At 65.7% G+C, this 18639-nt stretch carries 20 protein-coding genes; 15 read left to right on the top strand and 5 right to left on the bottom strand.

The features are described from left to right. The first annotated feature begins 60 nt into the window (after positions 1–60). The 3 genes from AAC014_RS06125 (at position 61) to AAC014_RS06115 (ending at position 2197) form a co-directional block, all read left to right on the top strand. Complete coding sequence (locus AAC014_RS06125; protein WP_339705611.1) at positions 61–546, top strand: hypothetical protein; 486 nt, start codon at positions 61–63, stop codon at positions 544–546. A 159-nt stretch (positions 547–705) separates the two neighbouring features. Then, positions 706–1386: a tRNA (guanosine(46)-N7)-methyltransferase TrmB gene (gene trmB, locus AAC014_RS06120; protein ID WP_339705608.1), complete on the top strand. Its 681-nt coding sequence runs from the start codon at positions 706–708 to the stop codon at positions 1384–1386. A 10-nt stretch (positions 1387–1396) separates the two neighbouring features. Continuing rightward, complete coding sequence (locus AAC014_RS06115) at positions 1397–2197, top strand: enoyl-CoA hydratase (protein WP_339705605.1); 801 nt, start codon at positions 1397–1399, stop codon at positions 2195–2197. A gap of 3 nt (positions 2198–2200) precedes the next feature. Here AAC014_RS06115 and AAC014_RS06110 read toward each other — a convergent pair whose 3' ends face one another. Continuing rightward, on the bottom strand, positions 2201–3352 hold the full coding sequence (locus AAC014_RS06110) for a PQQ-dependent sugar dehydrogenase (RefSeq protein WP_339705602.1): 1152 nt from the start codon (positions 3350–3352) through the stop codon (positions 2201–2203). Positions 3353–3569: 217 nt separating this feature from the next. On the opposite strand from AAC014_RS06110, the gene rimP reads away from it, so the two are divergent. The 11 genes from rimP (at position 3570) to AAC014_RS06055 (ending at position 15565) form a co-directional block, all read left to right on the top strand. After that, positions 3570–4106, top strand: coding sequence for a ribosome maturation protein RimP (rimP, locus tag AAC014_RS06105; RefSeq protein ID WP_339705599.1), 537 nt, complete (start codon positions 3570–3572; stop codon positions 4104–4106). After that, positions 4106–5665, top strand: coding sequence for a transcription termination factor NusA (gene nusA, locus AAC014_RS06100; protein WP_339705596.1), 1560 nt, complete (start codon positions 4106–4108; stop codon positions 5663–5665). The genes rimP and nusA overlap by 1 nt, the downstream gene beginning before the upstream one ends. Continuing rightward, positions 5625–6305, top strand: a complete 681-nt coding sequence (locus AAC014_RS06095; RefSeq protein ID WP_339705593.1) for a DUF448 domain-containing protein — start codon at positions 5625–5627, stop codon at positions 6303–6305. Before nusA ends, AAC014_RS06095 begins: the two co-directional genes overlap by 41 nt. Positions 6306–6314: 9 nt before the next feature. Beyond that, positions 6315–8837, top strand: a complete 2523-nt coding sequence (gene infB, locus AAC014_RS06090; RefSeq protein WP_339705590.1) for a translation initiation factor IF-2 — start codon at positions 6315–6317, stop codon at positions 8835–8837. Positions 8838–8857: 20 nt separating this feature from the next. After that, a complete protein-coding gene (gene rbfA / locus AAC014_RS06085) occupies positions 8858–9244 on the top strand; it encodes a 30S ribosome-binding factor RbfA (protein ID WP_339705587.1) in 387 nt (128 codons plus the stop codon). Then, positions 9244–9822, top strand: a complete 579-nt coding sequence (locus tag AAC014_RS06080; RefSeq protein ID WP_339705584.1) for a thymidine kinase — start codon at positions 9244–9246, stop codon at positions 9820–9822. Before rbfA ends, AAC014_RS06080 begins: the two co-directional genes overlap by 1 nt. A gap of 72 nt (positions 9823–9894) precedes the next feature. Next, positions 9895–10293, top strand: coding sequence for a DUF6491 family protein (locus AAC014_RS06075; protein ID WP_339705581.1), 399 nt, complete (start codon positions 9895–9897; stop codon positions 10291–10293). Between the two features lie 31 nt (positions 10294–10324). After that, entirely contained in the window at positions 10325–11206 is an 882-nt protein-coding gene (gene truB, locus AAC014_RS06070) for a tRNA pseudouridine(55) synthase TruB (protein WP_339705578.1), read from the top strand. A 15-nt stretch (positions 11207–11221) separates the two neighbouring features. Continuing rightward, positions 11222–11491 carry a 30S ribosomal protein S15 gene (gene rpsO / locus AAC014_RS06065; protein WP_293780579.1) on the top strand — a complete coding sequence of 90 codons (270 nt, stop codon included), beginning with the start codon at positions 11222–11224 and terminating at the stop codon, positions 11489–11491. A gap of 176 nt (positions 11492–11667) precedes the next feature. Beyond that, positions 11668–14001 carry a polyribonucleotide nucleotidyltransferase gene (pnp, locus tag AAC014_RS06060; protein ID WP_339705569.1) on the top strand — a complete coding sequence of 778 codons (2334 nt, stop codon included), beginning with the start codon at positions 11668–11670 and terminating at the stop codon, positions 13999–14001. 157 nt (positions 14002–14158) lie between these two features. Further along, positions 14159–15565, top strand: a complete 1407-nt coding sequence (locus tag AAC014_RS06055; RefSeq protein WP_339705567.1) for a nitronate monooxygenase — start codon at positions 14159–14161, stop codon at positions 15563–15565. 3 nt (positions 15566–15568) lie between these two features. Here the strand turns inward: AAC014_RS06055 and AAC014_RS06050 are convergent, their stop codons facing one another. Continuing rightward, positions 15569–15856 carry a hypothetical protein gene (locus AAC014_RS06050; protein WP_339705564.1) on the bottom strand — a complete coding sequence of 96 codons (288 nt, stop codon included), beginning with the start codon at positions 15854–15856 and terminating at the stop codon, positions 15569–15571. Between the two features lie 65 nt (positions 15857–15921). Continuing rightward, complete coding sequence (locus AAC014_RS06045; protein ID WP_339705561.1) at positions 15922–16914, bottom strand: D-glycerate dehydrogenase; 993 nt, start codon at positions 16912–16914, stop codon at positions 15922–15924. A 92-nt stretch (positions 16915–17006) separates the two neighbouring features. Here AAC014_RS06045 and AAC014_RS06040 point away from each other — a divergent pair, with 92 nt between their 5' ends. Beyond that, positions 17007–17507: an SH3 domain-containing protein gene (locus AAC014_RS06040; protein ID WP_339705558.1), complete on the top strand. Its 501-nt coding sequence runs from the start codon at positions 17007–17009 to the stop codon at positions 17505–17507. A 7-nt stretch (positions 17508–17514) separates the two neighbouring features. Here AAC014_RS06040 and AAC014_RS06035 read toward each other — a convergent pair whose 3' ends face one another. Further along, positions 17515–17883 (bottom strand): DsrE/DsrF/DrsH-like family protein, encoded by a 369-nt coding sequence (locus AAC014_RS06035; RefSeq protein ID WP_339705555.1) that lies wholly within the window; start codon positions 17881–17883, stop codon positions 17515–17517. Continuing rightward, on the bottom strand, positions 17880–18635 hold the full coding sequence (moeB, locus tag AAC014_RS06030; RefSeq protein WP_339705553.1) for a molybdopterin-synthase adenylyltransferase MoeB: 756 nt from the start codon (positions 18633–18635) through the stop codon (positions 17880–17882). The genes AAC014_RS06035 and moeB overlap by 4 nt, the downstream gene beginning before the upstream one ends. Between the last annotated feature and the right edge of the window lie 4 nt (positions 18636–18639).

Genomic DNA, 18639 nt, shown 5'->3' with positions numbered 1-18639 from the left:
TCCGCTTTCGCTTTGAAAGGCGTAGGATTCGCGCTTCGCAACGGGGCGAGGGAGGAAGCCATGCGTGTTCTCTGTCTTGGCGTAGTGTTGGCGTTTTCGGCATCCACGGCGCTGGCGGCGGAGATGAAGCTTTCGCCCGCCGATACGGCGGCGGCGTTCAAGGCGGCGGGGTTCGCGAAAAAGGGGAACCGCTGGGAAAGCTGCGGCGATCCGGGCACGGCGGCCTACACACCCGGCACGATCGAAACGGTGCGCGATGTGAACGGCGACGGCCAGCCGGAAGCGATCATCACCGAGGGCAGCAGCTATTGTTTCGGCAACACGGGCATGGGCTATTCGGTTGTCAGCAAACAGGCCGCAGGCGGATGGAAACTGATCACCGGCGGGCCGGGCATTCCGAACCTGCTCGCCACGAAAGGCGCGGGCGGCTGGCCGGACATCGAGATCGGCGGCCCCGGCTTCTGCTTCCCGGTCGAGCGCTGGAACGGCAAGGAATACCGGTTGCATCGGCATCAGTATGAAGGCAAGGCCTGCCGCCCAAGATAGGCTGCAATCCAGGCTAGGCCGGCCTGCAAAGCACGACTTTCTGCGCTTCCGGTGCTCACGGACCCTTGTCCGCTGCGCGCTGGTTCTCGAAAGTCATCCTTTTCGGCTCGGCCTGGCCCGGATTCCGACCGATCTTCTATAATCGACCAGCGAGTTTTGATGTCCGATCCGACCACCATCCGCCGACTCTACGGAAGGCGACAGGCGTTTGCGCTGCGTAACCGGGCGCAGCGGCTTGTCGAGGAATTCCTGCCCACTGTGGCGGTGCCCAAAGAAGGCCCGCTGGATGCGGCGCGGCTGTTCGGCAAGGCGTGCCCGCTGGAGCTGGAGATCGGGTTCGGCAAGGGTGAGCACCTCGTTGCCCACGCCGGCGCACGACCGGAAACCGGATTCATCGGCTGCGAGCCGTTCCTGAACGGCGTGACGGGGCTGCTCGGTCATATCGAGGATGAGGGGCTGACGAACGTGCGCGTGCACGACGGCGACGCGCTGAATGTGCTGGAGCGTCTGCCCGATGCGGTGCTGGAGCGCGTTTATCTGCTGCACCCCGATCCGTGGCCGAAAGCGCGGCACGCGAAGCGGCGCTTCGTCAATCCCGGGCCGCTCGACTTGATCGCCGCGAAGCTGAAGCCGGGCGGCGAGTTCCGGCTGGCCACGGATCATCCGGTCTATATGCGCTGGGCGGTGATGCAGATGGCGCGGCGCGATGATTTCGAATGGCTTGCCGAGCGGGCGTCCGACTGGGAAACTCGCCCCGACGACTGGCCCGCAACGCGTTACGGCGAATGGGCTGCCGGTGAAGGACGCCCGATCTGGTATTTCCGATATCTGCGGAAATAGGGAGAATGACATGACCGCGAACGAAGCCTTTGTAACGACCACAATGGAAGGCGGCGTTCTTCGGTTGACGCTGAATGCGTCTTCTTCGCGCAACAGCCTGTCCTTCGCGATGATCGAGGCGCTTCGCGCGGCCCTCCGCGCGGCGGATGTGGACCGCGACGTGCGGGTCATCGTGATCGCGGCGGCGGGGCATGTGTTTTCCGCCGGGCATGATCTCAAGGAAATGGATGCAGCGCGCGCCGCGGAGGACGGCGGGCGCGGCGCGTTCATTCGGCTGTTCGAGGCGTGCGGCCAGTTGATGCAGGAAATCGTGAACCATCGCTGCCCGGTGATTGCCGAGGTCGCGGGCGTCGCGACGGCCGCCGGGTGCCAGCTCGTTGCGAGCTGCGACCTCGCCGTGGCGGGCAGGGCCGCGCGGTTCGCGACGCCGGGCGTGCGGATCGGGCTGTTCTGCTCAACACCGATGGTGGCGCTGACGCGCAACCTTTCGGCGAAGCACGCGATGGAAATGCTGCTGACGGGCGATCTGATCGATGCGGCGCGCGCCGCCGAAATCGGCCTCGTCAACCGCGTGGTGGAGGATGCAGCGCTCACCGCCGAGACGATGGCGCTCGCGGGGCAGATCGCGGGGCGATCGCAGCTGACGGTCGGCATCGGCAAGCGCGCCTTCTACGCGCAGCGCGAAATGCCGCTTGCCGAAGCTTACGCTTATACCGCCACGGTGATGGCGGAAAACATGATGGCTTCCGACGCCTGCGAAGGCATCGGCGCCTTCATCGCGAAACGCGATCCGGTCTGGACCGATTCCTGAGGCTCAAGACGCAGGCGTGAGCTTCAACAGGCGGCCGTTCCTACCGTCCTCGAGCAGCCAGATCGCGCCGTCCGGGCCTTGCTCGACGGCACGGATGCGGGCGTCCATCGGCCACTCGTCCGCCTTGGTCGCGGTTTCGCCGTCAAGGTCGACGCGAATCAGAGCCTCGCCAGAAAGCGCGCCGATGAAGGCATCGCCTTTCCAGTCGGGGAACAGGTCGCCCTTGTAGATGAGCAGGCTTGAGGGCGAGATCACGGGGTTCCAGAACACCTTGGGCGGTTCGAAGCCGTCGCCGGGCTTGTGGTCGGGGATCGGCGTGCCGTCATAATGGTCGCCGTTGGAAACCTTCGGGTAGCCGTAGTTCACGCCTTTCCGGATCAGGTTCAATTCGTCGCCCCCGGCCGGGCCCATTTCCATTTCCCACAGGCGCCCTTCGCTATCGAAATCGATGCCGAGCGGATTGCGGATGCCGTAGGCCCAGACCTGCGCCTTCACGCGGCCTTGATCGTAAAACGGATTGTCCGACGGGATCATGCCCGTGTCGGAAAGGCGCACGATCTTGCCGAGGTTTGCGGTGAGGTCCTGCGCGGGGTCGAACTTCTGCCGCTCGCCGCTCGACACGTACATCATGCCATCGGGGCCGAAGGCGATTCGGTGGCCGTAATGGCCGCGTCCTGTGACCTTGGGTTCCTGCCGCCAGATCACCTGCAGGCCTTCGATGCGGGGCGCACCATCCAGCACCAGCTTGCCGCGCGCCACGGCCGCGCCACGTGTGTTGCCGTCGCCGGCTTCGGCGAAGCTGAGATAAATATAGCCGTTGTTTGCGAAATCCGGGTGCACCGCGACGTCGCCGAGACCGCCCTGACCGCCGTAATCGACCTTGGGCACACCCGCGACATCGACCGTTTCGCCGCCAAGGCGGACGAGCTTCAGGACGCCCTTCTTCTCGGTGACGAGAAGGCGGCCATCGGGGAGGAACGCGAGCGCCCACGGCTCTTCGAACGTGCCCATTTCGGCGGCGGTGAAGGGTTTGCCGTTCTTTGCCGTGGCGGCCGGAGCGGTGTCGGCGTTGTCGCCGGCGGCGGTGCCGTTCGCGCCGCAGGCGGCAAGGCCGAGCGCGGAAGCAAAGGCGAGCGCGGATAGGGAGCGGATCATTGCAGCAATGTCTCCAACATTCGGGGGAATGGCCGCAGGCTAGCCAGATGTTTGGCCACTGACAAATGCCTATGGCGCTCCCCGGGCGGCCTCTCTTGCAGGGCGCGGGCTTTACGCCTATATGGGCGGCATTCTCCACATGGGTAGTCCAAGCGGAGGTCGGTTCCAAGGTTCGGGACCGGCGCCGAAGGGTCGTATCCGCTAGGGAGGCTGGAGTTTGACGGATACAAAAGCGCTCGAGGTACTGGTGGAGCCGATCGCAACCGCGATGGGATTCGATCTCGTGCGTGTCGCGCTGATGAAGGGTGCTGGCGGGCTGACGCTGCAGGTGATGGCGGAAGATCCCGCGACACGGCAGCTCACCATCGATCAGTGCGCGGCGCTCAGCCGCCGCGTGTCGGACATGCTCGACGAGGTCGATCCGATTGCGGACGAATATCATCTCGAAGTGAGTTCGCCCGGCATCGACCGGCCGCTGACCCGGCTTCAGGATTTCGCCGACTGGGCCGGATATGTCGCGAAGTTCCAGCTCACCGAACTGCTGGAGGGGCGGAAGCGACTTCAGGGGCACATTCTCGGTCTCGATGATGCTATGGTACGCATCGCGGTCGAGGGACTCGGCGAGACCGCCGTGCCGTTTGCAAATATCGCCGGCGCGAAGCTGGTGTTGACCGATGATCTCATCAAGGCAACGAAGCCGCTCTCCAGCGAGGGCGTCGACGCGTTAGACGAAGAAGAAGAGGAAGACGACTGATGGCCACCGCGATTTCCGCCAACAAGGCCGAGCTGCTGGCAATTGCCGATGCTGTTGCGCGTGAGAAGTCGATTGATCGCATGATCGTGATCGAGGCGATGGAAGAGGCCATCCAGCGCGCTGCTCGCGCCCGCTACGGCGCCGAGAACGACATCCGCGCGAAGATCGATCCGGTCTCGGGCGAAATGCGCCTTTGGCGTGTGCTCGAAGTGGTCGAGGCGCCGGAAGATCATTTCAAACAGATCAGCCTTGTGGACGCACAGAAGCGCGACAAGAAGAGCGCCATCGGCGACTTCGTCGTCGATCCGCTGCCGCCGATCGAATTCGGCCGCATTGCCGCCCAGGCGGCCAAGCAGGTGATCGTGCAGAAGGTGCGCGATGCCGAGCGCGAGCGTCAGTATGAGGAATTCAAGGACCGTGTGAACGAGGTGACGACGGGCGTCGTCAAGCGTGTCGAGTTCGGCCACGTCGTCGTCGACCTCGGCCGGGCCGAGGGCGTCATTCGCCGCGACCAGCAGATCCCGCGTGAAATCCTGCGCGTGAACGACCGCGTGCGGTGCCTCATCAAGGACGTGCGCCGCGAAAACCGCGGCCCGCAGATTTTCCTGTCGCGCGCGGCAGGCGAATACATGAAGAAGCTGTTCGCGCAGGAAGTGCCGGAAATCTACGACGGCATCATCGAGATCAAGGCGGTCGCGCGCGATCCTGGTAGCCGCGCGAAGATCGGCGTCATCAGCCGCGATTCGTCGATCGATCCGGTCGGCGCGTGCGTCGGCATGAAGGGCAGCCGCGTACAGGCGGTCGTGCAGGAACTGCAGGGCGAGAAGATCGACATCATCCCCTGGTCGCCCGACATCGCGACCTTCGTGGTGAACGCGCTGCAGCCCGCCGAAGTGGCGAAGGTCGTGATCGACGAGGAAGAGCAGCGTATCGAGGTGGTCGTTCCTGACGACCAGCTTTCGCTCGCCATCGGCCGTCGCGGCCAGAACGTGCGCCTTGCAAGCCAGCTCACCGGTCACCAGATCGACATCATGACCGAGGCTGACGAGAGCGAGCGCCGCCAGAAGGAATTCGTCGAGCGCTCCGAGCTGTTCATGAACGAACTCGATGTGGACGAGACGCTCGCGCAGCTGCTCGTCGCCGAGGGCTTCACGGAGCTTGAGGAAGTCGCATACGTCGAGACCGAGGAGCTCGCCGCGATCGAGGGCTTCGACGAGGATCTCGCGGGCGAGCTGCAGAATCGCGCCACCGAGGGGCTGGAACGCCGCGAAGCCGCAGCCCGCGAGGAGCGCCGGTCGCTCGGTGTCGAGGACGCGCTGGCGGCGATCGAAGGGCTCTCCGAGAAGATGCTCGTGACGCTCGGCAAGGCGGGCATCAAGACGCTCGACGATCTCGGCGATCTCGCGACCGACGAACTCGTCTCCAAGCGCGAGGGCGTGCTCAAGGAGTACGGCCTCAGCGAGGCAGACGGCAACCGCATCATCATGGCGGCCCGCGCCCACTGGTTCGAGGGCGAAGATGCATCCGGGGAGGACGCACCCGCGGATGCCGAAGCATGAGCCCGAACGTCGCTGCATAATAAGCGGTGAGCGCGAAGGGCGGGACGCACTGGTGCGGCTCGCTCTTTCCCCCGACGGCGAGGTTCTGCCGGACATCGGCGCGCGTGCGCCGGGCCGCGGCGCGTGGGTGACGCCCGACCGTGCGCTCGTTGCGGAAGCCGAGGCCAAGGGCAAGCTGAAGGGGGCGCTGCAACGTGCCTTCAAGGGCGATGTGAAACGCGTGCCAGAAGGCATGGCGGATCGCATCGAGGCCGGGCTGAAACGCGCGGCGCTCGATCGGCTCGGGCTGGAGCTTCGCGCGGGCAATCTGCTGCTCGGCAGCGACCGCATCGCAGGGGCGGTGGACAACGGTGAGGCGCGGCTTGTGCTGCACGCCGCCGACGCGGCCCCCGACGGTGTGCGCAAGCTGGCGCAGCGGTTGCATTCGGCGGGCGGAAAGGCCAAAGCAATCGCCTTGCCGGCGGGCCGGGATGAATTGTCCTTGGCGCTCGGGCAGGCCAATGTGGTACACGCCGCGGTCCGCGACCGGCAGGCGGCGCTTCGCGTCGAATCTGTGGTTGGCCGCTGGCGCGCGTATCTCGGCCTGCAGGGCGGAATCGAAATTGAGGGCGATGAACCGCCCGCTGGACTTGAGTTGTGAAGGGTACGAATGAGCGACGATAACAAACCGAAGCTGGGCGCGCGTGCACCGCTTGGAATCAAGCGCACGGTCGACGTCGGCAAGGTCAAGCAGAGCTTCAGCCACGGCCGGACCAAGTCCGTCGTCGTCGAGGTGAAGCGTCGGCGTGTGCTCGGACGGCCCGATGGCGCACCCGAGGAAACGCCGGTCGTGGAAGCGGCGCCCGAGGCGCCCGCACCTGTCGCGGCGCCGCCGAAGCCTGTTGTCGAAGCGCCGAAGCCGCGGCCTGTTGCGCCGCCGAACGACCTGATGTCGCGTCAGGAGCGGCAAGCTCAGCTTCTGCGCGAGGCCGAGGAAGCGCGTCTCCAGATGCTGGAAGACCAGCGCCGCCGCGAGGAGACGATGCGCGCCGAGGCCGCCGAGGCCGAACGCCGCCGTGCGGAGGAAAAGCGCCGCGAGGAAGAAGCCCGCGAAGCCGAGCCTGCGGCGCCCGAGCCTGCGCCTGCGCCTGAACCCCAGGCCGCCGCGACCCCGGTTGCACCCGCGCCGACGGCAAAGCGCGAGGCTGCGGACGACGAGAGTAATCGCGGTGTTCGCCGCGGCCCGCCGCTGCCTGTGCGCAAGGAAGCGCCGAAGCCCGCGCGCGGACGCGGAGAGGATCATCGCCGTTCAGGCAAGCTCACCGTTACGCGCGCACTCGAAGGCGACGAGAACGGCCGCGCCCGCAGCCTCGCCGCGCTTCGCCGCGCGCGCGAGAAAGAGCGCCGCGCGCACATCGGCGGTGCCAATCAGGCGAAGCAGGTGCGCGACGTGGTCGTCCCCGAGGCGATCACCGTGCAGGAACTCGCGAACCGCATGGCCGAGAAGGGCGCCGACCTTGTGAAGTCGCTGTTCAAGATGGGCTCGATGGCGACGATCAACACGACCATCGACCAGGACACGGCCGAGCTGCTCGTCACCGAGTTCGGACACAACATCAAGCGCGTCAGCGATTCGGACGTTGAAATCGGCCTCGAAGGCGAGGCGGACAACACGGGCGATCTGCTGCCGCGTCCGCCGGTCGTCACCATCATGGGTCACGTCGATCACGGCAAGACGTCGCTGCTCGACGCGCTGCGCGGCACCGATGTCGTCTCGGGCGAAGCCGGAGGCATCACGCAGCATATCGGCGCGTATCAGGTGAAGGTTGCCACCGGCGACATCGTCACCTTCCTCGACACGCCCGGCCACGAAGCGTTCACCGAGATGCGCGGCCGTGGTGCGAACGTCACCGACATCGTCGTGCTGGTGGTCGCGGGCGACGACGGACTGAAGCCGCAGTCGATCGAGGCGATCAGCCATACAAAGGCCGCAGGCGTGCCGCTGATCGTTGCGATCAACAAGAGCGACAAGCCGGGCTCCAAGCCGCAGAAGGTCCGCGAGGAACTGCTGCAGCACGAAGTCGTCGTCGAGGACATGGGCGGCGACGTGCAGGATGTGGAGGTCTCGGCGCTCAAGAAGACGAACCTCGACAAGCTGCTCGACGCAATCCTGTTGCAGGCCGAGCTTCTGGAACTGAAGGCCAATCCGAACCGTCCGGGCGAAGGCACGGTGATCGAGGCGAAGCTCGACAAGGGCCGCGGTCCTGTCGCGACCGTGCTCGTCAGCCGCGGCACCGTTCGTGTCGGCGACATCTTCGTCGTCGGCGCCGAGTGGGGCAAGGTGCGTGCGCTCGTCGACGATCGCGGCGTGCAGGTGAAGGAAGCCGGCCCGTCCAAGCCCGTCGAGGTGCTCGGTCTTTCCGGCACGCCGATGGCAGGCGATGTGTTCGCGGTCGTGGAAAACGAAGCGCGCGCCCGCGAGATCGCGGCGTATCGCGCTTCGGTTGTGCAGCGCAAGCGCACGACGCAGGCGCCTGCGAACCTCGAAACGATGTTCTCGGCGCTCAAGGAAAAGCAGGCGCTGGAATACCCGCTCATCGTCAAGGGTGACGTGCAGGGTTCGGTCGAGGCGATCGTGGCGGCGGTGAACAGGATCTCCACCGACGACATCAAGGCCCGCGTGCTGCATTCGGGCGTCGGCGGCATCACCGAATCCGATGTGACGCTGGCGGGCGCTTCGGGCGCACCGATCATCGGCTTTGGCGTGCGCGCCAATGCCAAGGCGCGCGAGATCGCCGAGCAGCGCGGCGTCGCGCTCAAATACTACGACGTGATCTACGATCTCGTGGACGATGTGAAGGCGGCGATGGCCGGCCAGCTCGGCCCCGAGAAGATCGAACACGTGGTCGGGCGCGCCGAAATCCGCGAGGTGTTCCAGGCGGGCAAGCACGGCAAGGCCGCCGGTCTGCTCGTCCTCGAAGGCTTCATCCGCAAGGCGCTCAAGGCGCGTGTCATGCGTGACGATGTCATCATCTACAACGGTTCGGTCTCCTCGTTGCGCCGCTTCAAGGACGACGTTGCCGAAGTGCGAGCAGGCCTCGAATGCGGTGTCACGCTGGAAGCCACCACGGATATCAAGGCGGGCGATTACCTTGAAACGTTCGAGGTCGAGGAGCGCGAGCGGACGCTCTAGGGCGTTCGCGCGGGACGCCTATGCGCCAGATGCAGACCCCCGAAGGCAAATCGGTCCGGCTGCTGCGGATCGGCGAGCAGGTGCGCCATGTGCTGGCGGGCGTGCTCGGCCGCGGTGAGGTGCGCGATCCGGTGCTCGAAACGCATATCGTCTCCGTGAGTGAAGTGCGCGTCTCGCCGGACCTCCGCATCGCCACCGCCTTCGTGAAGGCGCTCGGCGGTGACGACGATGAAGTGCTTGCCGCGCTTCGCCGCAATGCGAAGTTCCTGCGCGGCGAGGTGGCGCGGTCGATGTCCACCAAATACACGCCCGAGCTGAAGTTTCGGCTCGACGAGAGCTACGAGGTTGCCGGGCGCATCGACGCGCTGCTGCGCGACCCCAAGGTGGCGCGCGACCTCGAAGACTGATGGCGAAGCTGTATTTCTACTTCGCGTCGATGAACGCGGGGAAATCGACGACGCTGCTGCAATCGAGCTTCAACTATGTGGAACGCGGGATGCGGACGTTGCTGTTCACGGCGGCGGTCGACGATCGCGGCGGGCGGGGGCGCATCAATTCGCGGATCGGGCTCGAGGCCGAGGCGATTCCCTTCTCGGACGATACCGATCTCGACGTCATCATTTCGGCCGAACACGGCGCGGCGCCGATCGGTTGCGTGCTGGTCGATGAGGCGCAGTTCCTTAGCCGCAAGCAGGTCGATCAGCTCGCGGCGGTATGCGACCGGCTCGGTATTCCGGTGCTCGCCTATGGTCTCCGCACCGATTTCCGCGGCGAACTGTTCGAAGGGAGCGCGCGGCTGCTCGCGATTGCCGACAAGCTCGTCGAGCTGAAATCCGTGTGCGAATGCGGGCGCAAGGCGACGATGAACCTGCGTGTCGCTGCTGACGGAACACCGGTGCGTGAGGGTGCGCAGACCGATATCGGTGGCAACGACCGCTACATCGCGCTCTGCCGGAAGCATTTTCTGGAGCGTCTCGCGTCCTGAACGGGAACTGACCTTGCCGCTCAGTCGTCGTTCAGTTGGCGGGTGGGAAAAGCAGGGCGAAGGAGACAGAGCATGAAGACCATTTTCCATGCTGCGGGAGCGGGCGTCGTCGCCGCGCTCCTTTCCGCCGTTCCGGCGAGCGCGGCCGAACCGCACGCAAAGCTTGGCGAAGAGGCGCGCATTCCGTTTGCCGACACCACCGGCATCCGAAATTTCCGCGCTGAAAACGACCATGCGCTCTATATCGAAGGTCAGACCGGGCGCTGGTACTATGCCGAGACGATGGGACCGTGCATGGGGCTGAGCTTCGCGACCAAGATCGGCTTCATCACCAAGGGCACGGGTACGCTCGACAAGTTCGGGCAGATTCTCGTCGATGGCCGCACCTGCCAGCTGCAAAGCCTTGTGACGGCCGAAGACCCGGGCAAAAAGGCGAAGGCCGAAAAGTCCGACGACAGTAAAGAAGACTGACAGGCAGTTCGGCGGGCGTTAAAGCCGCCCGGTGAACGGCTGGATCATTCTAGACAAGCCGCTGGGGCTGACCTCGGCGCAGGGCGTTGCCGCTGTGAAGCGGCTGTGGCGGCAGGCCGGGCTGCCGAAGCCGAAAATCGGCCACGGCGGTACGCTCGATCCGCTCGCAACGGGCGTGCTGCCGATCGCGCTCGGTGAGGCCACCAAGCTCACGGGCCGGATGCTGAACGGCGACAAGGCTTACGACTTCACGGTTCGCTTCGGCGTCGCGACGGAAACCGAGGATGCCGAAGGCGCCGTGGTGGCGACATCGGACGTGCGGCCTTCGCGCGCGGCGATCGAGGCGATCCTACCGCGCTTTACCGGCCTCATAGAACAGCGCCCACCTGCATATTCGGCACTGAAGGTGGACGGCGAACGGGCCTATGCCCGCGCGCGCGCCGGCGAGGTCGTTGTGCTGCCGCCGCGCGCGGTGACGATCCACGCGCTGCAGCTGCTGGAGACGGACGGGGAGACGGCAACGTTCTCCGTGTCCAGCTCGAAGGGTACCTATGTGCGGAGCCTTGCGCGCGACATTGCGGAGGCGCTCGGTACGGTCGGACACGTCGTCATGCTGCGGCGCACGAAGGCCGGCCCGTTCGGCCTGGAACGCGCGATATCGCTGGACAAACTCGGCGAACTCGCTATGGAGCAGCGCCTTATAGCGGCACTGTTGCCGCTGACCGTGGGGCTGGACGACATCCCGGCTCTGACGGTCAACCCCGGCGAAGCGGCCCGGCTCAAATCGGGCCAGACGCTCGCCGGACGTCCCGAACCGGACGGACTTGTGGTCGCGATGCTGGACGCAGTGCCTGTCGCGCTCGCCCGCGTTGAAGCGGGGACGGTCCGTGTGGAGCGGGGCTTCAACCTCTAGAACGAAGGAGTCACGATGTCGATTACAGCCGAGCGCAAGGAAGCGCTGATCAAGGAACATGCCCGCGCCGAAGGCGACACCGGCAGCCCCGAAGTCCAGGTCTCGATCCTTTCGGAGCGCATCGCCAACCTCACCGAGCATTTCAAGACCCACGCCAAGGACAACCATTCGCGGCGCGGTCTGCTCATGCTGGTGAACAAGCGGCGCACGCTGCTCGATTACCTGAAGCGCAAGGACGAGGGGCGGTATACCGACCTCATCGGGAAGCTCGGGCTTCGCAAGTAAAAGGTTCGTCTCGGGCGCCGCGCACGGCGCCCGTTTCGTATTGAAGGTACGGCGGGCGCGAAAATGCCTGCCACCGTGCGCAAACCGTCTGCCGCGACAAGCGCGGCGACGGATGATGGAGGCCGGGCGGGCATAGGGCCCGTTTTTGACCGGCCGCGAAGGAAACGGAAAAACACATGTTCAATATCCACAAAGTTGAAACGCAGTGGGGCGGCAAGACGCTGACCCTGGAAACGGGCCGCATTGCCCGTCAGGCCGACGGCGCGGTGTTCGCGACGCTCGGTGAAACCGTGGTGCTCTGCGCCGTGACGGCTGCGAAGTCGGTGAAGGAAGGCCAGGATTTCTTCCCGCTGACCGTGCACTATCAGGAAAAGTTCTCGGCCGCGGGCCGCATCCCCGGCGGCTTCTTCAAGCGCGAAGGTCGCCCGACCGAGCATGAGACGCTGACCAGCCGCCTCATCGATCGTCCGATCCGTCCGCTGTTCCCGGAAGGCTTCTACAACGAGATCAACGTGATCTGTCAGGTGCTGAGCTATGACGGCGAGAACGAGCCGGACGTGCTGGCGCTCATCGCGGCGTCGGCCGCGCTGACGCTTTCGGGCGTGCCGTTCATGGGTCCGATCGCGGGTGGCCGCGTCGGCTATGTCGACGGCGAATATGTGCTGAACCCCAGCCGTGGCCTCGAAGGCTCGAAGCTCGATCTCGTCGCCGCCGGTACGCAGGACGCAGTGCTGATGGTGGAATCAGAAGCGCATGAGCTTTCCGAGGAAGTCATGCTCGGCGCCGTGATGTTCGTTCATGAGAACGGCAAGAAGGTCATCGACGCGATCATCCGCCTCGCCGAGAAGGCCGCGAAGGATCCGTGGGAACTGAAGCTCGACGACGATTCCGCCGCCAAGAAGGCGACGCTGAAGAAGCTCGTCGGCAAGGACATCGAAGCCGCCTACAAGCTGACCGTGAAGCAGGAGCGCGTTGCCGCGCTCGACGCCGCGCGCGCCAAGGCGAAGGAGTCCTTCGCAGACGCAGAGCCGGCCGAGAAGCTGAAGCTCGGCAAGCTCGTCAAGAAGCTGGAAGCCGACATCGTTCGCGGCGCGATCCTGAAGGACGGCCGCCGCATCGACGGTCGCGGCAAGGAAGATGTCCGCCCGATTCTGGCCGAAGTGCAGGTTCTGCCGCGCACGCACGGCTCCGCGCTCTTCACCCGCGGCGAGACGCAGGCGATCGTCACCACGACGCTCGGCACCGCTGACGACGAGCAGATGATCGACGCGATTTACGGCATCAGCCACGAAAACTTCCTGCTGCACTACAACTTCCCGCCGTATTCGGTCGGTGAAGTCGGCCGCTTCGGCGCGCCGGGCCGCCGCGAAGTCGGCCACGGCAAACTGGCGTGGCGTGCGCTGCGCCCGGTGCTGCCGGCGAAGGAAGAGTTCCCCTACACGATGCGTGTCATCGCCGACATCACCGAGTCGAACGGCTCGTCCTCGATGGCGACGGTGTGCGGCGGATCGCTGGCGCTGATGGATGCCGGCGTGCCGCTGAAGCGTCCGGTTTCGGGCATCGCCATGGGCCTCATCCTCGAAGGCAAGGACTTCGCGGTGATTTCGGACATCCTCGGCGACGAGGATCACCTCGGCGACATGGACTTCAAGGTGGCGGGCACCGAGCTCGGCATCACCTCGCTGCAGATGGACATCAAGGTCGCCGGCATCACCGAGGAAATCATGAAGGTGGCGCTCAGCCAGGCGAAGGCCGGCCGCGCGCACATCCTGAATGAGATGAACAAGGCGCTCGACGGCACGCGCACCGAGATGTCGGCGCACGCGCCGCGCATCGAGACGATGACGATCCCGAAGGACAAGATCCGCGAAGTGATCGGTACCGGCGGCAAGGTGATCCGCGAAATCGTCGCGGAGACCGGCGCCAAGGTGGACATCGAGGACGACGGCACGATCAAGATCGCGTCTTCGGACATCGCCAAGATCGAAGCCGCGCGCAACTGGATCATCGGCATCGTCGCCGAGCCGGAAGTGGGCAAGGTCTACAACGGCAAGGTCGTGTCGATGGTCGATTTCGGCGCGTTCGTGAACTTCATGGGCGCCAAGGACGGCCTCGTCCACATCTCCGAGATCAAGGAAGAGCGCGTCGCGAAGGTTTCCGAGGTGCTCACCGAAGGCCAGGAAGTGAAGGTCAAGGTGCTCGGCATCGACGACCGCGGCAAGGTTCGCCTGTCGATGCGCCTCGTCAACCAGGAAACGGGCGAGGAACTGCCCGACACGCGTCCCCCGCGTGAGGAGCGCCCGCGCGGTGAGCGCAGCGACCGCGGCGATCGTGGAGATCGCGGCGGCCGTGGCGGCGACCGTGGACGCGGCGGCGGTGGTGGCGGCCGTGACCGTGATCGTGGCCCGCGCCGCGACCGCGGCGAGGGCGGCGACCGTCCCCGTCGTGAAGAGTCGAGCGAAGGCGAGGGCGGCGGTCTGCCGGACTTCATCGCCGGCGACCGCGACTGACAAATGGCATAAAAGGGGGAGTCTCCCGCGAGGCTCCCCCTGTCTATTTGACGGCTGGGTAATATTTCGCCCCCAATAGCGCTCCCGTTGGTTTATAGCTCGCAGGGGGAGACGCGTCGGAGGGGCGCAAGCGGGCTGAGAAACGACAACTGGTACGATGAAGCTTCTGAATTCCATCCGCATGGGCGGGCGCGAGATGCTTCCGCTCGTTGAAGGCGGCAAGGGCGTTTCGGCGACCAACCATGCATCGTCGGGCGCGTGGGCCGCGGCGGGCGGGCTTGGCACCGTCTCGGCGGTGAACGCCGACAGCACGGATGCGCTCGGCAACATCATCCCGCAGATATATCGCGGCCGCACGCGCGGGGATCGTCACGAAGAACTCGTCGCCTACGGCATCGCCGGCGGCGTCGAGCAGGTCCGTCGCGCGCACGAGATCGCGGGCGGCCAGGGGGGCATCAACATCAATGTCCTCTGGGAAATGGGCGGCGCGCAGCGCATCCTTGAAGGCATATTGGAAGAGGCCGGCGAACTTGTCGACGGCGTCACCTGCGGCGCGGGAATGCCCTACAAGCTGAGCGAGATCGCCGCGCGGTACAGCACCTATTATTATCCGATCATCTCCTCGGCGCGCGCCTTCCGCGCGCTTTGGAAGCGCGCCTATAGCAAGGCGCCCGAATGGCTTGGCGCCGTGGTCTATGAAGACCCATGGCTTGCCGGCGGACACAACGGCCTTTCGAACGCTGAAGATCCGCTCCGCCCACAGGACCCCTATCCGCGCGTCAAGGACCTGCGCGACACGATGCGCGAGGTCGGGATTTCCGACGACGTGCCGATCGTGATGGCGGGCGGCGTCTGGTATCTGCGCGAGTGGGAAAACTGGATCGACAACCCGGAACTCGGCACGATCGCCTTCCAGTTCGGCTCGCGGCCGCTTTTGACGCAGGAAAGCCCGATCCCGGACGTGTGGAAGCGCAAGCTGACGACGCTGAACGAAGGCGACATCCTGCTGCAGGCGTTCTCGCCGACGGGCTTCTATTCGTCCGCCGTGAGGACGCCGTTTCTCGAAGAGCTGATCCACCGCTCCGAGCGACAGATCGGCATTTCCACCGAACCGCACGACCACCGCACACACCTGCTCGACGTCGGTGTTCCGGGGAACAAGCACTATTACGTCACGCGCGACGACCTTCTGCACGCGCGCGGCTGGCACGCGCAGGGCTATACCGAAGCGCTGAAGACGCCTGACGACACGCTGGTGTTCGAAACGCCGACGATGGCGAAGACCGTGCGCAAGGATCAGGCGGACTGTATGGGCTGCCTTTCTCAGTGCCGCTTCAGCGCGTGGGCCGAGCACCTCGACAAGAACAGCACCGGGCGGCTCGCCGATCCGCGTTCCTTCTGCATCCAGAAGACGCTTCAGGATATCGCGCACGGCTCACCGCCCGAGGACAACCTCATGTTCGCCGGGCATAGCGCGCATCACTTCTCGACGGACCCGTTCTATTCGAACGGTTTCATTCCGACGGTGAAGCAGCTTGTCGACCGGATCGTCACCGGCGACTGAGGCTTAACGATCGCGACGGCAGCGGTCGTATTCACGGGAATCGCGCGGATAGCGATCGCGGCAGTATTTCTTGCTCCCGCGCTTGGCGTCGCCATCCGTCACCGCGCCGTAAATCGCGCCGGCTGCACCGCCGGCAACTGCGCCTTCGGTCGTGCTGACGCCAGGGACGACGGCTCCTGCCGCCGCGCCGACACCCGCACCGATAAGGCCGCTATCCACCGTTCGGCTGCCGGTACAGGCGCCGAGTGCAAGGAGCGCGCCGGAAGCGAGCAAAATCATAGACTTACGCATGAAAGGTCTCCCACATAACGCCCCATCGAAGGGTCAACGCTGTGCGGGTGCAAGGAGTTCCCTGCCTAGAGCCAGCCTTCAAGCACCTGATCGGGCGGTCGGTGGCCATCGGCCCAGGCGCGGATGTTGGTGACGACCTTGTCGCCCATCGCCTGCCGCCCTTCGAACGTGGCGGAGCCCATGTGCGGCAGCAGCGTGACGTTGTTGAGCGGGATGAGCCGCGGGTTGATGCGTGGCTCGTCTTCGAACACATCAAGGCCCGCGCCCGCGATCACGCCCTTTTCAAGCGCATCCGCCAGCGCATCCTCGTCGATGATCTCGCCGCGCGCAGTGTTGACGAGATAGCCGTCCGGGCCGAGCAGCGCGATGCGGCGGGCGTTGAACAGGTGGCGCGTATCGTCCGTGAGCGGGCAGTTGATGGAAACGATGTCCACCGCCTCGATCATCGCGTCGAGATCATCCCAGTAGCTCGCGCCGAGCATGCCTTCCACCGTGTCCGCCAGCGGGCGGCGATTGTGGTAGTGGATGCGCAGGCCGAAGGCGCGGGCGCGCGTGGCGATCGCCTGGCCGATGCGGCCCATGCCGATGATGCCGAGCTTCTTGCCGGTGATGCGGTGGCCGTGCACGTCGCACGGCTTCCAGCCGTCCCATTTCCCCGAATAGAGCTGGCGGCTGCCTTCGGTGAGGCGGCGCGGCACGGAAAGGATCAGCGACATGGCGAGGTCGGCGGTATCGTCCGTGAGGACGCCGGGCGTGTTCGTCACCATGATGCCCTTCGCGCGCGCGGCGACGAGATCGATGTGATTGACGCCGGTGCCGTAGTTCGCGATCAGCCTCAGCCGCGGCGGCGCGGCGGCGATGAGTTCAGCGTCGATCGTGTCGGTCACCGTGGGCAGGAACACGTCGCAGTCCGCCATCGCGGCGGCAAGCTCGGCCTGCGACATCGCTTTGTCTTCGACATTGAAAACGACATCGAACAGTTCGCTCATGCGCGCTTCGACCGGTTGCGGCAGGCGGCGCGTGACGACGACGCGCGGGCGGCGGGGGCGTTCTTCCATGTGCCGTGGCTAGGATCGCCTCGCACCCGCGTCAAGGCCGAGAGCGCAAGCGAGGTGCTTGCATGGCGGGGCGGTTTCGATTCAATAGCGGTATGAAACGCATCATCGTCTTGCTGCTCGCCTTCGGTTTTGCAGGAACGCCCGCTGCGGCGCAGGATTCGGACGCCACAAAGGGACTTTCCGGCCTGCCGACGCCACGCTGGGTCTCCATCGCTTCGGGCGAAGCCAACATGCGTGCCGGGCCGGGCGAGGCCTATCCGGTAACGTGGACCTACAAGCGCAAAGGGCTTCCCGTGGAGGTGATCCGCGAATGGGGAATCTGGCGGCAGGTCCGCGATCCGGATGGCGAAACCGGCTGGATGAACAAGAACCTGCTTTCGGGCAAGCGCACGGCGATGGTGCGCGGCAAAGTTGCGAACCTCTATGCCCGCGCCGAGTTTTCGAGCCCGCCGGTGTGGCGCGCGGAGCCAGGCGTGGTTGCGGACATCCAGGTCTGCGACGAAGGCTGGTGCCGCCTCTCGCTCGGCGGCCGCAACGGCTATGTGCTCGCGGTCGATCTGTGGGGTGTCTACAAGGGCGAGACGATCGACTAGCCCGGTTTTAGACGAAGAGGAGTTCGTCCTCACGTGCATCGGCGAGGAAGGCGACCATGCCCCCCGTTTCGATGCCGGGAATGAGGTTCGGCGCGCTGAGGCCACAGAGGTGGATGCCTGATTCGCACGCCATCATTGGCAGGCCAAGGCCGATGGCCTGATCGAGAAGATCGGACAGGCGCGGCAGCCCGCCCGCTTTGTAAGACTTGTCGCCTGCCCAGTGGCGTTCCGCCTGAAGCGCGCAGACCGCTTCGCCCTGAAAGAACAGCCGCACGGGACGGCCAAGCGCGGCAGCGGCGAGGGCGAGGCTGAGCCCGCCGTGCAGGCGCGCGTGGTTCGCCTCGGCAAAGATGAGTGCAAGACCTTGCTGTTTCACGCTTTTCCACATGACGGGCATCGGGGGTCCTTCGGCAGCCGCACGGTTCGTACCCGGGCGCCGAGCGCATCATACAGCAAAACCCGTCCGGCAAGCGAATCGCCGAAGGGCACGACCTCGCGGATCACCTCAAGCGCCTGCATCGCGCCCATCACGCCGGTGAGCGCGCCGAGCACGCCAGCCTCGGCGCAGGTCGCACCCTCGCGGTCCGCAGCGTCGCCGACGAAGCAGCGCCAGCAGGGCTTGTCCGCTTCCCAGCCGCGATAAGTGGCGATCTGCCCCTCGAAGGGCCCGACGGCGGCGGCGACGAGCGGGATGCGCAGCGCGAGCGCGGCATCGGCGACGGCGCGGCGGGTTTCGAAGCTGTCGGAACCGTCGGCGATCACGTCGTGGCCGGCAAGGAGCGTCGCGGCGTTCGCGGCATCGAGACGGATGCGGTGCTGCGTCACGGCCACGTCCGGGTTGAGGTGGGCGACGGCATCCGCCGCGCTTTCCGTCTTGGCGCGGCCCACGTCGTCGGTGCCGTGCAAGACCTGGCGCTGGAGGTTGGACAGGTCGACGGCATCGTCGTCGATGACCGTGAGGTGCCCGACACCCGCCGCCGCGAGATACTGGATGCAGGGGCTGCCGAGCCCGCCCGCGCCGACGACGGCGACGCGGGCGGCGAGCAGCTTCGCCTGGCCCGCCCCGCCGACTTCCTTCAGGATGATGTGGCGGGCGTAGCGTTCGAGTTGTTGGTCTGTAAGGCTCAATGTC

Origin of the sequence: uncultured Sphingosinicella sp. (assembly GCF_963974575.1) — a bacterium.
GTDB lineage: Bacteria > Pseudomonadota > Alphaproteobacteria > Sphingomonadales > Sphingomonadaceae > Sphingosinicella.
This window is presented reverse-complemented; position numbering and strand designations above follow the sequence as displayed.